At 73.1% G+C, this 14809-nt stretch carries 13 protein-coding genes and 1 pseudogene; 8 read left to right on the plus strand and 6 right to left on the minus strand.

Features of this window, described 5'->3' with window-relative positions:
• The first annotated feature begins 36 nt into the window (after positions 1 to 36).
• From ACZLMO_RS00395 to ACZLMO_RS00420, 6 genes are read left to right on the plus strand one after another with little or no spacing between them, the layout of a single operon-like run.
• A complete protein-coding gene (locus ACZLMO_RS00395) occupies positions 37 to 1605 on the plus strand; it encodes an ABC transporter substrate-binding protein (RefSeq protein WP_463652556.1) in 1569 nt (522 codons plus the stop codon).
• On the plus strand, positions 1602 to 2546 hold the full coding sequence (locus ACZLMO_RS00400) for an ABC transporter permease (RefSeq protein WP_463652557.1): 945 nt from the start codon (positions 1602 to 1604) through the stop codon (positions 2544 to 2546). Before ACZLMO_RS00395 ends, ACZLMO_RS00400 begins: the two co-directional genes overlap by 4 nt.
• Complete coding sequence (locus tag ACZLMO_RS00405; RefSeq protein ID WP_463652558.1) at positions 2533 to 3456, plus strand: ABC transporter permease; 924 nt, start codon at positions 2533 to 2535, stop codon at positions 3454 to 3456. The genes ACZLMO_RS00400 and ACZLMO_RS00405 overlap by 14 nt, the downstream gene beginning before the upstream one ends.
• A complete protein-coding gene (locus ACZLMO_RS00410; protein ID WP_463652559.1) occupies positions 3453 to 4490 on the plus strand; it encodes an ABC transporter ATP-binding protein in 1038 nt (345 codons plus the stop codon). The genes ACZLMO_RS00405 and ACZLMO_RS00410 overlap by 4 nt, the downstream gene beginning before the upstream one ends.
• A complete protein-coding gene (locus ACZLMO_RS00415) occupies positions 4487 to 5269 on the plus strand; it encodes an ABC transporter ATP-binding protein (protein ID WP_463652560.1) in 783 nt (260 codons plus the stop codon). The genes ACZLMO_RS00410 and ACZLMO_RS00415 overlap by 4 nt, the downstream gene beginning before the upstream one ends.
• Entirely contained in the window at positions 5266 to 6666 is a 1401-nt protein-coding gene (locus ACZLMO_RS00420; protein WP_463652561.1) for an MFS transporter, read from the plus strand. The genes ACZLMO_RS00415 and ACZLMO_RS00420 overlap by 4 nt, the downstream gene beginning before the upstream one ends.
• 132 nt (positions 6667 to 6798) lie before the next feature.
• Here ACZLMO_RS00420 and ACZLMO_RS00425 read toward each other — a convergent pair whose 3' ends face one another.
• Entirely contained in the window at positions 6799 to 6990 is a 192-nt protein-coding gene (locus ACZLMO_RS00425) for a CsbD family protein (RefSeq protein WP_463652562.1), read from the minus strand.
• A gap of 304 nt (positions 6991 to 7294) precedes the next feature.
• On the opposite strand from ACZLMO_RS00425, the gene ACZLMO_RS00430 reads away from it, so the two are divergent.
• Positions 7295 to 9790: a choice-of-anchor I family protein gene (locus tag ACZLMO_RS00430; protein WP_463652563.1), complete on the plus strand. Its 2496-nt coding sequence runs from the start codon at positions 7295 to 7297 to the stop codon at positions 9788 to 9790.
• A 99-nt stretch (positions 9791 to 9889) separates the two neighbouring features.
• Here ACZLMO_RS00430 and ACZLMO_RS00435 read toward each other — a convergent pair whose 3' ends face one another.
• Together ACZLMO_RS00435 and ACZLMO_RS00440 are read right to left on the minus strand one after the other, a co-directional pair.
• A complete protein-coding gene (locus ACZLMO_RS00435; RefSeq protein WP_463652564.1) occupies positions 9890 to 10624 on the minus strand; it encodes a glutamine amidotransferase in 735 nt (244 codons plus the stop codon).
• A 42-nt stretch (positions 10625 to 10666) separates the two neighbouring features.
• Complete coding sequence (locus ACZLMO_RS00440; protein WP_463652565.1) at positions 10667 to 11188, minus strand: DUF4190 domain-containing protein; 522 nt, start codon at positions 11186 to 11188, stop codon at positions 10667 to 10669.
• A 202-nt stretch (positions 11189 to 11390) separates the two neighbouring features.
• Here ACZLMO_RS00440 and ACZLMO_RS00445 point away from each other — a divergent pair, with 202 nt between their 5' ends.
• On the plus strand, positions 11391 to 12764 hold the full coding sequence (locus ACZLMO_RS00445; RefSeq protein WP_463652566.1) for a uracil-xanthine permease family protein: 1374 nt from the start codon (positions 11391 to 11393) through the stop codon (positions 12762 to 12764).
• 84 nt (positions 12765 to 12848) lie between these two features.
• On the opposite strand, the gene ACZLMO_RS00450 is transcribed toward ACZLMO_RS00445, so the two are convergent.
• The 3 genes and pseudogenes from ACZLMO_RS00450 to ACZLMO_RS00460 all read right to left on the minus strand — a co-directional run bounded on the left by ACZLMO_RS00450 (position 12849) and on the right by ACZLMO_RS00460 (position 14730).
• Positions 12849 to 13478 carry a LytR C-terminal domain-containing protein gene (locus ACZLMO_RS00450; protein WP_463652567.1) on the minus strand — a complete coding sequence of 210 codons (630 nt, stop codon included), beginning with the start codon at positions 13476 to 13478 and terminating at the stop codon, positions 12849 to 12851.
• A gap of 241 nt (positions 13479 to 13719) precedes the next feature.
• Positions 13720 to 14013 (minus strand): annotated as a pseudogene (locus tag ACZLMO_RS00455) (type II toxin-antitoxin system VapB family antitoxin); the annotation flags it as partial.
• 216 nt (positions 14014 to 14229) lie between these two features.
• Positions 14230 to 14730: a MogA/MoaB family molybdenum cofactor biosynthesis protein gene (locus tag ACZLMO_RS00460; RefSeq protein WP_425714312.1), complete on the minus strand. Its 501-nt coding sequence runs from the start codon at positions 14728 to 14730 to the stop codon at positions 14230 to 14232.
• Positions 14731 to 14809 lie beyond the last annotated feature (79 nt).

A 14809-nucleotide genomic window follows, 5' to 3' on the forward strand; every position in this document is an offset into this window, starting at 1 on the left:
GTTCCCCGCCGCCACCCCCACGAGAAGAGGCACAGCATGTCCCGCAGGACCCGTCTCCGACCCACCCGCACCGCTGGCACGGCAACTGCCGTCGCAACTTCCGCCGTCCTCGTCCTCGTCCTCGCCGCCTGTTCCGGCGCCTCGGGCGACGACGAGGGGAGTGCCACCGACGGCGGCTCCATCGACTCGCCGGTCTCCGGCGGCTCGATCGACATCGGCATCGACCTCGAGGTCACCGACATGGATCCGCTCGGCAACAGCCTCGGCCAGCAGTCGAGCCTCGTCGTCGCCAACGCGGTCTACGAGCCGCTGTTCGTCGACGGCTCCGAGGGCTCGATGGAGCCGCGCCTGGCCGAGTCCCTCACCACCGAGGACACCGTCGAGTGGACGCTCACGCTCCAGAGCGGCCTCACGTTCTCCGACGGCAGCCCGCTCGGCGCGCAGGCTGTCATCGACCACATCGAGCGTGCGCGCGGGATGGAGTCGGCGGTGGCAGTGGCCGCCGCCGAGATCGAGTCGATGGAGGCGGTGGACGACACGACCGTCCGGTTCACCCTCGTCTCCCCGAATGCCGCCTTCGACCGCTACTTCTCCCGCAACCTCGGCATGATCGCCTCGACGACCGCGACCGACGAGCTCGGCAACCCGCTCGGCGCCGGCCCGTTCGTCATCACCGACCAGGCGCCGGGCGTGTCGGTCACGGTCGCCCGCAACGACGCCTACGCCGGCGAGCCCGCCCACGCGGACGAGATCACCTTCCACTTCCTGCCCGACGCGGACTCGCGGCACCAGAGCCTGCTCGCCGGCACGATGGACATGACCTGGACGCAGACCCCCAACCACATGAGCGAGGCTGCGGACAACGGGTACACCGTCGAGATCGCGAACGCGACGACGGCCACCGCGATCTTCGACGTCACCGAGGCGCCCTTCGACGACGTCCGCGTAAGGCAGGCGCTTCAGGCCGCGATCGACCGCGAGGTACTTGCCGAGGTGGTCGACCAGGGGATGGGTGGGCTGTCGTCGGGCCCGCTCGGCTCCCGTTCACGATATGCACAGGACGTCGAGTACCCCGAGCACGATCCGGAGCGCGCACGCGAGCTGCTCGCCGAGTACGGCGAGCCCGTCTCGTTCTCCTACTCGACCGACTCGAGCCCGCAGTCGATGCAGCGTGCCACGGCCATTCAGCAGATGATGTCCGACGTCGGGGTCGAGATGGAGATCGACGCCGCCGACGCCGCGACGTGGGGCAGCCGGCTCTTCGAGCGCGACTTCGACCTCATCGAGTTCGTCACGAGCGGCTACGGCGACTCCGACACGGTGTGGTCCGTGTTCCAGACCGGGTCCGGCAGCGACTTCGGCGGCTACTCCAGCGAGGAGGTCGACGCGGCCGTCGCCGAGGCACGCGCCACGCCCGACGACGAGGAGCGCGCCGAGATCTACGGCGACGCCGCCCGCACGATCGTCGAGGAGGTCCCGACCCTGTTCTTCACGGAGTCGCCGGCGGGCTTCCTCGCCTCGCCGGACGTCGGCGGCCTTCCCGACCTCTCGGTGCGCAACGTCATCTCCGTGCTCCCCGGGGAGCTGTGGATCGACGAGTCGTGAGCACGCTCGCGCGCGGCCTCCGGACCGCCCTCGTCCTCGTCCTCGTCGGCCTGCTGACGATGGCGCTGCCGAGCCTGACCACCGGGAACCCCGCGATCGCGGTGCTCGGCCCGGAGGCCTCGCGCGAGCAGATCGCTGCGTTCCTCGCCGACCTCCGTCTCGACGACCCCGCCCCGGCGCGCCTCGTCGACTGGCTCGGCAACGCCCTCCAGGGCGACCTCGGCACCTCGCTCGTGACGGACCGCGAGCTGACCGACGAGATCGCCACCCGCCTTCCCGTGACGATCGAGCTGCTCGTTCTCGGGCAGGTCGTCGCGCTGCTCGTGACGCTCCCGGTCGCGATGGCCTCGGCCTGGCGGCCGGGCAGTCTCCTCGACCGGGTCGCGACGACGTTCTCGTTCGTGCTCATCTCGATCCCGACGTTCGTGCTCGGGCTGTTCGCGATCGTCGTGTTCGCCGTCGTGCTCGGCGTGCTGCCCGCGACCGGCTGGGTGCACCCGCTCGACGACCTGGCGGGACACGCCCGCCACCTCGTCCTGCCCGTGCTGACGATCGGTCTCTCGGAGGCCGCCGTCCTCGTCCGGGTGCTGCGCGCCGATCTCATCGGCACGCTGGGGCAGCCCTACGTGCTGGCGGCCCGGTCGCGCGGCATGAGCCTGCCCCGACTCATGCTCACGCGGGTCCTGCGTCCGTCCAGCCTGTCGACCGTCACGCTCGTCGGCCTGGGGTTCGGCGCCGTCTTCGGCGGCTCCGCCCTCATCGAGTCCGTGTTCGCGATCCCCGGCATGGGCCGGCTCGCGGTCTCCGCCATCGGCGCGCGTGACTTCCCCGTCATCGAGGCGGTCATCATCTTCTCCGCCGTCGCCGTCATCGTGGCCATGGCCGTCGTCGACCTCCTCTACACCCGCATCGACCCGAGGACCCGCCGTGCCCGCACCTGAGACCACCGCCCGTGCCGGGGCGATGCCGCCCGCCGCCACGGGGTCGGGCATCGCCGTTCCGCCAGGCATCGCCACTCCACCGGACACCGCAGCGACCGGTCGTGCCCGCCGCCGGTTCGGGATCGTCGACATCCTCTGCGTGCTCTACCTCGTCGCTCTCGTGGTCGGCGCCCTGCTCTCGCTCACGCTGGACCAGATCGACCCCTACCACCAGGACTTCAGTGCCGTCCTCGCCCCGCCGGGGCCCGAGCACTGGTTCGGCACCGACTCCAACGGCCGCGACGTCTTCGACCGCACCCTCACCGGCGCCCTGTCCTCGATCGTCGTCGCCGCACTGACCGTGGCGATCGGCGTCGTCGTCGGTGGTGGGCTCGGCATCGCCGGCGGCTATCTCGGCGGGGTCCTCGACGCGATCGTCGGCATGCTGCTCGAACTGTTGCTCTCCCTGCCTGGACTCATCCTCGTCATGGTCGTCATCACCCTGCTCGGTCCCGGCTACTGGACGATCGGTTCGCTCATCGGCGTGTTCATGATCGCTCCCTTCGCCCGGATCGCCAGGTCGGCGACGCTCGCCGTGCGGGACCGGCCCTTCGTCCAGTCCGCGCGCCTCCTCGGCGCCGGCCGGGCGCGGACGATGCTCACCGAGGTCGTCCCCAACGTCATGCCCGCCGTCGGGGCCTACGCGTTCACCGCGGTCACCGGGGCCGTCGTCGCCGAGGGATCGCTCAGCTTCCTCGGCTTCGGCCTGCAGCCGCCCGCGCCGTCCTGGGGCGGGCTCATCTCCGAGGGCCGGACCCACATCGGCGCGGCTCCCTGGATCACCCTGGCGCCGTCGCTCGTCCTGTGCGCCACCATTCTGGCCGTCAACCTCCTCGGCCAACGAACGACCACCGATTCGAGGACCGCATGACCCCCGCCCATCCCCTGCTGTGCCTCGACGACGTCTCCGTCTCGCTCGCCGACGCCGCCGGTCGCACCACCCACGTCCTCGAGTCGGTCTCCCTCGGCGTCGGGGCCGGCGAGAGCGTCGGCCTCGTCGGCGAGTCCGGATCGGGCAAGTCGGTCCTCGCCCGCACGGTCCTCGGCCTCCAGCCGCCCGGCGTGCGCACCGACGTCACCGGCTCCGTGCAGTTCGGGTCCACCGAGCTCGTCGGCCTGCGCCCGAAGGAACGCCGGCGGGCACTCGGCACCGACGTCTCGATGATCTTCCAGGACCCCTCCTCGTCCCTCAACCCGGTCGTCCGGGTCGGGCCCCAGGTGCTCGAGGCTGTCGATCGGAGCGAGCGCGGATCGAGGTCCGCGCGGCGTGACCGGGTCGCCGGGCTGCTGCGCGCAGTGGGCCTCGACGACGAAACCCGGATCGCCCGCGCCCACCCGGGCGAGCTGTCGGGTGGACAGCGCCAGCGCGTCGGCATCGCGGCCGCGATCGCCGGCGGACCGCGCCTCCTGCTCGCCGACGAGCCGACCACCGCGCTCGACGTCTCCGTGCAGGCCGTGGTCCTCGACCTCCTCGAGGACCTGCGCCGCGAACGAGGGCTCGCACTCGTTCACATCACGCACGACCTCGCGCTCCTGCACGGCCGCACGGACCGGGTCGTCGTGCTCTACGCGGGCCGCGTGATGGAGGACGGCCCGACGTCGGAGGTCCTGGCGAGGCCGGCGCACCCCTACACGCGTGCGCTGCTCGAGGTCCGTCCGCGCCTACGACGCCCGCACCCGCTGCCGCTACCGGCCATCCGTGGGGCGATGCCGCGTCTCGACCTGCCCAGGGTCGGCTGCCCCTTCGCCCCGCGCTGCACGCTCGCCGACGACCGCTGCTTCACCGACCGGCCACCCGCGGTACCCGTCCCGGGGCCCCGTGGGCGGCACGTCTCCGCCTGCTGGCGCACCGCCGACGACCAGGCCGCGCCCGCGGTGCGGGCGAGCGCAGGGAGCGCCCTGTGACCGGCCTCGAGGTCCGCGACCTTAACGTGCGCTACGCCGTCCCCGGAGGGACCCTCGACGCCGTGCGCGGCGTCTCCTTCGACGTCCCGTCCGGCGGGACTCTCGGCCTCGTCGGTGAGTCCGGCTCGGGCAAGAGCTCGATCGCCCGCGCGATCGTCGGCCTCACGCCGGCCGCCTCGGGCACGGTGCGGCTCGACGGGCGCCCGGTCGTGCGCCGCCGCGGACCCGGCGGCGTGCAGATGGTCTTCCAGGACCCGATCGCCTCCCTCAACCCGGCCCGCAAGGTTGTCGACGTCGTCTCGGAACCGCTGACGATCGCCGGCGTCGACCGGGGAGAACGCCGCGCGCGTGCGAGGGCGATGCTCGCCGAGGTCGGCCTCGCCCCCGAGATCTTCGCCGAGCGCCGGCCCGGTCAGCTGAGCGGCGGCCAGGCCCAGCGCGCCGCGATCGGCCGCGCCCTGCTCGCCGAGCCCGACTTGCTGGTCGCCGACGAGCCGGTCTCCGGCGTCGACGTCTCGATCCAGGCTGCGCTCGTCAACCTCCTGCACGACGCGACCACCGAGCGCGGGACGGCGCTCCTGTTCGTCTCCCACGACCTCGCCGTCGTGCGCGCGCTGTGCCACGACATCGTCGTCCTGGGGGACGGGGTCGTGCGCGAGCACGGTCCGACGGCCGAGGTGCTGGCCCAGCCGCAGGACCCATGGACGCGCCGCCTCGTCGCCGCGGTCCCCGACATCGACGACGAGCCGGCAGGCTCCCGGGAAGGAATCCACGCATGACGAGCCACGAGTCTCCGACGGCACCCACCACCTCGCGCCTGCGCGCCGTCCGTCCGCTGCGCCACCGGGAGTACCGCCTCCTCGTCGGTGCCCTCGGTCTTCAGCTGTTCGGCACGGGGATGTGGACGATCGTCATGGTCTTCCAGGTCTTCGCCATCGACGACTCGCCGTCGTCGCTGTCCCTCGTGGCGGCGTGCCTGAGTGTCGGCCTGCTCGCGTTCTCGCTCGTCGGAGGGATCGCTGCCGACCGGTTCCCCCACCGCCGGGTGCTGCAGGTGGCGCAGCTCGTCGTCACGGCTGTCATGGCCGCGGTCGCGGTACTGGCGGTCACCGACCTCGTCGAGCTGTGGCACCTGATGATCGCCTCGGGCACCGTGGGCGCGGTCAGCGCGTTCTTCTACCCGGCCTACACCGCATACCTCCCGCGGGTCCTCCCGGCCGACGAGCTCCTCGCCGCCAACGGGCTCGAGGGGGCCCTGCGCCCGACGATGCAGCAGGCGCTCGGTCCGGCTCTCGGCGGTGCGGTCGTCGGCGCCTTCTACCCGGGCATCGGCGCCGCCGTCGTCGCCGCCCTGTACGCCGGTGCCCTGCTGCTCACCCTGGCGCTCCGGCCGCAGCCCGACGCTGCGGACGCCGCGACGCCGGAGGGCGCCGAGGTGCCCTCCGGCGCCGTCGCCCCCGAGGGAGCCGAACCGACCGACGCCGCGGCGCCCGGCTCGGAGTCGCGCGGCGCGTGGGCGTCCCTGGTGTCGGACCTCGCGGCCGGGGTCCGCTACGTCGTCGGCACCCGCTGGCTGTTGTGGACCCTCGTCTTCGCCTTCATGAGCTCGCTGCTCATCATGGGGCCGATCGAGGTGCTGCTGCCCTTTCTCACGCGGGAGAGCTTCGCCAACGGCGAGGAGACGTTCGGTCTGCTGCTCGCCGGATGGGGTGCCGGCGGGGCCGTCGGTTCGCTCGTCCTGTCGTCGTGGCGTCTTCCGCGCCGATACCTCACCGTCATGGTGCTCGCCTGGGGCGGCGGCTCGGTCCCGCTGGCTGTGATGGGCTGGACGGACTCGTTCTGGGTGATGCTCGGTGCGCTGTTCGTCGTCGGGTTCCTCACGGCCGCCGGTCTCGTCGTCTGGGGCACGCTGCTCCAGCGACGCGTGCCGCCCGACATGATCGGTCGCGTCGCGAGCCTCGACTTCTTCGTCTCGGTGGCGCTCATGCCGGTGTCGATCGCGATCGCCGGGCCCCTCGCGGAGGTTGTTCCGATCCGGTGGATCTTCGTGGGCGCGGGCGTCCTCCCGATCCTCGTCGGCGTCGTCGCGATCGTTGTCGGTCGGATGCCTGCGGACGAGCTCGCGCACCCCCTCGACACCGACGTCGAGAACGAGACGACACGGGCCGGCTCGTGAGTGGTCCGGCCACGATCTGAGGTCGGTGGCGCGGTACCGACGCGCGAAGCCCCCGGCCTCACCGGCCGGGGGCCCGGATCGACGCTCGAGCTGTCGGAACCCGCGGGGATCGATCGAGCGCGACCGTGAGAATCAGGCGCGCGGGGCGTCGTCGCCGTCGACGCGGTCCTGGACGCCCTCCTTGAAGTTCTCCGCGCCCTGCTTCGCCTTGGCGGTGTTCTTCTCGATGTTGCCCTCCGCCTGCGTGCGGCGGTCGTCCGTGGCGTCGCCGAGCTTCTCCTTGGCCGCGCCCTTGATCTCGTCGAACTTGTCACCGAGGCCCATCGGGCCACCTCCTGATGTCGTCGACCTCCCGGCGATCGCCGGGCGTGCATTCCACTGTTCCGCGCCCGGTGCCGCGCCGCAACCGGACGGGCGTGCCGACGGGTGAGCACCCGCCGCCCACCGCCTGCTGCCCGGGCCCGCCGAGCGCGGCCCCGCCCGGAAACTCGGCGCGGACCCCGTTCCCGACGGCTTCCTGTCCCACGCCGTCCCGCCGCTCGAGATGTTCACCCGGAGGACACGGTCCGGCCACCGCCCGCTCGTACGTTGAGGATTCTCCCGCCCCACCGACGAAGGTGACTCCCCCATGACCCTCAGGCGCTTCCGCGCGTGCGGAGCCGCGATCCTCGGCTCCGCCCTCGTCCTCCCGCTCGCGGCACCCGCCGTCGCCGGCCCCGGCTCCGTCCCGGGCCGCACCGCGATCGTCCCCGAGCCGATCGTCCACTCCGCCGACGACCCGTCGGTCTCCCTCGACCCGCTCGGCACCTTCGAGTCCGGCGCGTTCGACGAGGCCGCCTCCGAGATCGTCGCGTTCCACCCGGCCACGCAGCGCACGTTCGTCGTCAACGCCCTCGCCGGCGTCGTCCAGGTCATCGACAGCGCCGACCCGGCGAACCCCGTCGAGGCGGACCAGATCGCCGCCGCCGGCGTCGCGGTCGACGGCGGGGGCACGATCCCCGAGGGCGCGATCGCCAACTCGATCGACGTGCGCGCGGACGGCCTCGCGGTCGTCGCCGTGGAGAACCCGACCAAGACCGACAACGGCTGGCTGATGTTCGTCGACGTGAGCGGCGAGCCCACCGCGCTCGGCGCCGTCGAGGTCGGCCCGCTGCCCGACTCCGTGGCCGTCACCGAGGACGGCGGCCACGCGGTCGTCGCCAACGAGGGCGAGCCCGCGGACGACTTCTCGGTCGACCCGGAGGGCTCGATCTCCGTCGTCGCGCTCCCCGCCGAGGTCTCGGCCGCCACGGCCGACGACGTCGAGACCGTCACGTTCCACCAGTACGACGACGCTCCCGAGACCCTCCCCGAGGGCGTGCGCGTCTTCGGCCCCCAGGTGCCGAACACGAACGACCAGCCCGAGCGCCGCATCTCGCAGAACCTCGAGCCCGAGTTCGTCACGACCGCCGGGACCACCGCCTACGTCTCCGTCCAGGAGGCCAACGCGATCGCCGTCGTCGACATCCCGACGGCGACCCTCACCGCGCTGCTCCCGCTCGGCTTCGTCGACCACTCGGTCGAGGGCCACGGCATCGACCCCTCGGACCGCGACCCCGAGGACGCGCCGACGTTCAACATCCGCACGTTCGACAACCTGTTCGGCATCCCCATGCCGGACACCGTCGGCGCGTACACGGTGGGCGACCAGGACTACATCGTCACCGCGAACGAGGGTGACGCCCGCGAGTGGGGCGAGGACACCGACGCCGAGTACGTCGAGTCCGTGCGCGTGAAGGACCTCGAGGACGACGGCCTCGGCCCCGTCTCCGAGGACGCCTTCCCGGGCCTGCTCGGCGACGACCAGCTCGGCCGCCTCAACGTCAGCATCGAGGAGGGCTTCAACGAGGAGACCGGGCAGTACGAGGAGCTCTACGCGTTCGGCTCCCGCTCGTTCTCGATCTTCTCCGCCGACGGCGAGCTCGTCTTCGACTCCGGCGAGGACTTCGAGCGCATCACGCACGCCGCCGCGCCCGAGTTCTTCAACTCCAACCACTCCGAGTCCAACCTCGAGGGCCGCTCCGAGGACAAGGGGCCTGAGCCCGAGGGCCTCGTGCTCGGCGAGGTCGGCGACCGCACCTACGCCTTCATCGGGTTCGAGCGCGTGGGTGGCATCGCCGTCTACGACATCACCGACCCCGCGGCCTCGGAGTTCGTCACCTACGTCAACAACCGCGACTTCTCGATCTCCATGGAGGACGAGGAGAACCCGGAGGCCGCGCTCCCGCAGGCCGGCGACCTCGGCCCCGAGGGGCTCGCGTTCGTCACCGCCGAGGAGTCGCCCACCGAGGCGCCGCTGCTCATCGTCGGCAGCGAGGTCTCCGGCACCACCACGTTCTTCCAGGTCACCGACCTGCTCGAGGACCCGGAGGAGCCCGAGGAGCCGGGTGAGCCGACGCCCCCGACCCCGGGTCGCGGGTTCTACCTCAACAACGGGTGGGACGGCCAGGCCGAGCACGAGTTCTCCTTCGGTCGTCGCGGTGACGACGTGCTCGCGGGCGACTGGGACGGCGACGGGCAGGACACCCTGGCCGTGCGTCGCGGGAACGCCTACTTCCTCACCAACTCGCTGTTCGGCGGCGATGCGGAGATCGAGCTGACCTACGGCCGCGCCGGCGACACGGTGCTCGTGGGTGACTGGGACGGCGACGGCGTGGACACCTTCGCGGTGCGCCGCGGGAACGCCTACTTCCTCTCCAACAGCCACGAGTCGGGCTGGGCCGAGACCGAGCTCACCTACGGCCGTGCGGCGGACGAGGTGCTCGTGGGCGACTACGACGCGGACGGCACCGACACCTTCGCGGTGCGCCGCGGGAACGGGTACTTCGTCTCGAACTCGCTGGAGTCGGGTTGGGCGGACGTCGAGCTCGAGTACGGGCGCGACCACGACGAGGTCTTCGTCGGTGACTGGGACGGGGACGGCGTGGACACCTTCGCCTCGCGTCGCGACAACCTGTTCCTGGTCTCCAACAGCCTGGAGTCGGGCTGGGCGGACATCGAGCAGAACTACGGCCGTTCCGGCGACGAGGTCTTCGTCGGCGACTGGGACGGCGACGGCACGGACACCCTGGGCGTCCGCCGCTGACGATCCCCGGCTCGCGAGTCAGCAAGGCTGACGAGTGAGGGGATGGTTCCGCACGAACGAGGGGCGGGCGACCTGCGGGTCGTCCGCCCCTCGCGCGCGTCAGTGGCGGGCGTAGATGCGGGTGAAGTTCTCCAGCACCTTGTGGGCGGCCGAGACGTCGACGTCCTGCACCGCACGCTCGACCAGGGCCTGGTCGGTGGGGTCGAAGTAGCCGGCCATCCGGTAGGCCTCGATGCGCTGGAGGATGCCGGGCACGTCGAGCTCGGGGTGGAACTGGGTGGCGAACAGGTTGTCCCGCACACGGAACATCTGCACCGGGCAGCGCTCGGAGGTCGCGAGGAGCTCGGCCCCCTCGGGGAGCTCGCGGACGGCCTCCTTGTGGCCGACGAACGCCTGGAACCGCCGCGGCATCCCGGCGCACAGCTCGTGGTCGAGGCCCGCGTCGGTCAGCTCGACCGTCGGCGCCGAGATCGGCTCGGCGTACGTCCCGTCGACCACGGCGCCCCGGTGGCGCGCGAGCGTGCCGACGCCGTAGCACGCGCCGAGGAACGGGAAGTCCTCGGCGACCACCACGTCGAGCAGCTCGGCGAGCTCCGCCTCGACCCGCAGCTGCGTGTCCGACTTCGTCTCCTGCGGGACCGACCCGGTGAACGGGCTTCCCCCGACGACGATGCCCGACAGGTCCCCGAGGTCGATGTCCGGCAACGGCCCCTGCTCGAGCCGGACGCGGACGAGCTCGTCGGGGCCCAGGCCCGTGTACCTGAGCAGCTGCTCGTACTCCGCGTCGGCGACGGCTGTCTCCGGGCGCGTCGCCAGGAGGAGGAACGGCTTCATGGGCGCGATGCTAGGTCGGCGCCCCGGCGGCGGCGCGCGGGCTCAGAAGAATGAGCGCAACGTCTCGACGAAGAGCTGGATGAGCACGTGGACGCCGACGGTGAGGTAGCCGAGCACGGTGCCCGTCAGAGCGACCCCGCGGCCGCCGGTGTACGGCTGGTGCGAGAGCCGGTAGAGCGTGACGTGACCGAGGGCGATCGCGGCGAGCCCGACCCACGGGATGATCCCGAGGAGGCCGACGATCAGGGTGAGGATCGCGAGCCCGTCCGTGCGGGGCGGCCGGCCGGAGTACCCGGGCCCGCCGAGCGTGGCGTCGAGGTCGACGAACTCGGTGCCCGGGAACGGCTGGGGCCCGGCCGCGGCCGGGGCGGTGGGGGCGGGGGCGCCCGACGAGGCCCAGGGCAGCTCGGCGACGCCGTAGGGCGCGGTCGCCGGCCCGCCCGGCGCGGGGGCGGCGCCGTAGGAGGTGCCGGTCTGCCCGGCGTCCGGGCCGGCGGGGACGGTGCCGGTCCCGCCGAAGCGGCCGATGGTGCCGGAGGGGAGCTGCCAGCCCTGGTCGCTCATCGCTCCTCCGTCCCTCGCGGTTCGTGCTCGAGCCCACGGCCGCCGGGCGCGCGGGGTGCCGGGCGACGCGCCGGGCCGTGGGCAGCATCCCACATCACCCCGGTCGTGCGACCGGCGGCGCCGCGCCGCCGGACGGGAGCGCGTCGGCGCGCCAGTAGCATGGCGCGGGTCCCGCCCGGGGCCGCTGGTCGAAGGAGCACGGATGGCGTCGGGTCGCACGGAACGCAGCAGTCGCAAGGGTCTCTGGACCGTCCACGGGGACGGCCGGGTCGTGGGCGCGGGTGACGTCGTCGCCCCGGACGAGCGGCTCTCGTGGCCGGCGACGATCGGCATCGGGGCCCAGCACGTCGTGGCCATGTTCGGCGCCACCTTCCTCGTCCCGCTGCTCACGGGGTTCCCGCCCGCGACGACGTTGTTCTTCTCCGCCGTCGGGACCCTGTTGTTCCTCGTCATCACCGGCGGGCGCCTGCCGAGCTACCTGGGCTCGAGCTTCGCCTTCATCGCCCCGATCACCGCGGTCCAGACCGTCCCCGGGGACCCGACGCCGGAGGAGATGGCGCTCGGGCTCGGCGGCGTGCTCGTCACCGGCGCGGTGCTCGCGCTGGTCGGCCTGCTCGTCCACCTGGCCGGCTCGCGGTGGATCGACCTCGTCATGCCGCCGGTCGTCACCGGCACGATCGTCGCGCTCATCGGCTTCAACCTGGCCCCGGCGGCGTGGGACAACGTCCAGCTGGCGCCGGTCACCGCCGTCGTCACCATCGTGTCGATCCTGCTCGTCACGGTGCTGTTCACGGGCCTGCTTGGGCGGCTGTCGATCCTCGTGGGCGTGCTCGTCGGCTACGTCACGGCGCTCGTGCGCGGCGAGGTCGAGCTCGACGCGGTGCGCGACGCGGCGTGGATCGGGCTCCCCGACCTCACCACCCCCAGCTTCGACGTCAACGTCCTCGGCCTGTTCGTGCCCGTCGTCCTCGTCCTGGTCGCCGAGAACGTCGGCCACGTGAAGTCGGTGGCCTCGATGACCGGACGGGACCTCGACCCGGTCACCGGCCGGGCGCTCATGGCCGACGGCCTGGCCACCGTCCTCGCCGGCTCCGGCGGCGGGTCCGGGACCACCACGTACGCGGAGAACATCGGCGTCATGGCCGCGACCCGCGTGTACTCGACGGCGGCCTACCTCGTGGCCGGCCTGTTCGGCCTCGTGCTGTCGATGTCGCCCAAGTTCGGCGAGCTCATCGCGACGATCCCCGCCGGCGTCCTCGGCGGCGCGGCCACCGTGCTCTACGGGATGATCGGCATGCTCGGCGCCCGCATCTGGGTGCAGCACCGCGTGGACTTCTCCGACCCCGTGAACCTCAACACCGCGGCCGTCGCGCTCGTCATCGGCATCGCGAACTTCACGCTGGTGATCGGGGAGATGACGTTCGAGGGCATCGCGCTCGGCTCGTTCGCCACGCTCATCGTCTACCACGGCATGCGGCTCATCGCGTGGCTGCGCGGGACGGGCCAGGAGGCGGCCTCGCCGGCGTCTGTGCCCGGCGGGGACGAGGTCCGCGGGCGCGAGGGCGCCGAGGACTGAGGCGTTCGTCCCGGGCCGGGACCGGCGCCCGCGTCCGGTCGCGGGTGCCGTCCCCGGGGTGCTTCCGCGGGGCGGCGCCGCCGGTCACCCCTCGGCGGTGGGGGCCTCCTCGATCGGCTGGCAGCCCTCCGGTGCGGCGAGCGGCTGCGACGGGTCGAGTGCCGAGACCTCCTCGGGCGGGAGCATCGCGTCGTAGGCCTCGCCGAGGACGATGTCGATCGACTCGTCGGTCCGGTCGTCCATCGTCACCTCGGCGCTGGGGAAGACCCGTGCCACCGAGTAGGCGGGGACCACGCCCGGCGCGCCGGCGATGATGCGGACCGCACCGGTCAGCGGGCTGCCCGCCCAGTTGCCCTGCTGGTTGACGACGATCCCCGTGGCCGTCAGCTGCTGCGCCGTGGTGCCGGCGAGCCCACCGCGGTCGGTCGCGTTGAAGACGTTCGCGGTGATCTCGTCGAGCGGGCGCGGGGTCGCGCCAGGCGGCGGGCACACCTGGGCGGAGTCGGCCGCCCCGGTCCCGTCGGAGCCGGACTCGGGGTCCGCGCTGAACTCGCGGTCGAACGGGCTGGGCAGGATCTGCGCCCAGATCGCGGCGGCGACGAGCGCGACGAGCAGCAGCACGGCCACGAGGCCACCGATGACGGTCGTCTGCCGCTGCCGGATGGCGCGTTGCCTGCGCTCGTGCGGCGTCAGCTTGTTGCGGGCCGGGTTCACCGGGCCACCGTAATCGACGCGGTCACGTGCGATCGGTAGGCGGCCGCCGGTGGGCGAGCGGCTGGCGGCGCACCCTGCTCTCCTGCGCCGCGGACGGCGGCGGGGGCGGCGGTGGTCCGAGGGAGGAGCGCGGCGGAGGGGGAGGGGCCGACCCGAGGTCCGGGCGCGTGCCGCGGGACCGGCTCGACCGGCGGATCGGCGCATCGATCGCGGTGTGGGTGCCGGTGGGGTTCGTCGGGTCGTCGAGGTCGAGCACCCTGGCGTGGATGACGGTGCGCTGCTGGAGCGCGGCCCGCAGCGCGCGGTGCAGCCCGTCCTCGAGGTAGTGCGTGCCCTGCCAGCGCACGACGTGCGCGAAGAGGTCGCCGAAGAACGTCGAGTCCGACGAGAGCAGGGAGTGCAGGTCGAGCTCTGCGCGCGTGGTCACCAGCTGGTCGAGCCGGACCTGGCGGGGCGCGACGACCGCCCACTCCTTGGGCGTGACCAGGCCGTGGTCGGGGTACGGGCGCCCCTCGCCGACAGCCTTGAAGATCATCGCGTGCTCGTTGCTCCTTGCTCGTGCCGGGGGCCTGCGCCGGGCCTCGTGGCCGCCGACGGCAGGGTGGTGCGCCTTCGATCGTAGGCGGGGGGCCGTCCGCCCGCTCGATCCGTGCCCCGGCGTCTGGTTGCCGTTGCGTCACGGAGGCACGCGACCGTGCAGGGGCTCGGTGGCCGGGATCCGGCTCGGGAGCTCGGTGGCCGGCCCGGGGGCTCAGTGCGCGGCGCCGGCCGCCTGCCCGAGGACGTGCCGGACGAGGGGGGCGACGACGGCGACCGTGTCCCGCACGCCGCCGGTCGATCCGGGCGCGGTGGCGACCAGCGCGGCCCGCTCGCCCCGGTCGGTCAGGCCCACCACGCCCCGGGAGATGACGGCGTGCGGCGTGGCCGCGAGGCCGTGCGCGCGGACCTGCTCGGCGACGCCCGGCAGGTCGAGCGCGAGCAGGGGCGCCACCGCCTCCGGGGTGACGTCCCGCGGACCGACCCCCGTGCCGCCGGTCGTGAGCACGAACCGGGCGCCGGCCTCGAGCGCCGAGCGCAGCGCGCCCTGGATCGCGTCGACCTCGTCGGGCACGACGACGACGTCCCCCGCCACGAGCCCCTCGGACGCGAGCAGGTCCCGGGCCAGCGGGCCCGAGCGGTCCTCCTGGGTCCCGGCGTGGCAGCGGTCGGAGACGGTGATGACGGCGGCGGGCACGTCCGGTGAGCTCGGCATGCCCCCACCGTAGGAGGGCCGGGGCGGATGCCGCACGGTTCACCGCCGGGGGTTCGTCGTCGTCGGGGATTCCGCATGT

The sequence above is a fragment of the Georgenia sp. G2120 genome, from assembly GCF_055326485.1.

Bases quoted from the DNA above. Each gene is read 5' to 3' on its own strand.
- ACZLMO_RS00395 (WP_463652556.1), top strand. From the start codon at position 37: ATGTCCCGCAGGACCCGTCTCCGACCCACCCGCACCGCTGGCACGGCA.
- ACZLMO_RS00410 (WP_463652559.1), top strand. From the start codon at position 3,453: ATGACCCCCGCCCATCCCCTGCTGTGCCTCGACGACGTCTCCGTCTCG.
- ACZLMO_RS00420 (WP_463652561.1), top strand. From the start codon at position 5,266: ATGACGAGCCACGAGTCTCCGACGGCACCCACCACCTCGCGCCTGCGC.
- ACZLMO_RS00425 (WP_463652562.1), bottom strand. From the start codon at position 6,990: ATGGGCCTCGGTGACAAGTTCGACGAGATCAAGGGCGCGGCCAAGGAG.
- ACZLMO_RS00430 (WP_463652563.1), top strand. From the start codon at position 7,295: ATGACCCTCAGGCGCTTCCGCGCGTGCGGAGCCGCGATCCTCGGCTCC.
- ACZLMO_RS00435 (WP_463652564.1), bottom strand. From the start codon at position 10,624: ATGAAGCCGTTCCTCCTCCTGGCGACGCGCCCGGAGACAGCCGTCGCC.
- ACZLMO_RS00440 (WP_463652565.1), bottom strand. From the start codon at position 11,188: ATGAGCGACCAGGGCTGGCAGCTCCCCTCCGGCACCATCGGCCGCTTC.
- ACZLMO_RS00445 (WP_463652566.1), top strand. From the start codon at position 11,391: ATGGCGTCGGGTCGCACGGAACGCAGCAGTCGCAAGGGTCTCTGGACC.
- ACZLMO_RS00460 (WP_425714312.1), bottom strand. From the start codon at position 14,730: ATGCCGAGCTCACCGGACGTGCCCGCCGCCGTCATCACCGTCTCCGAC.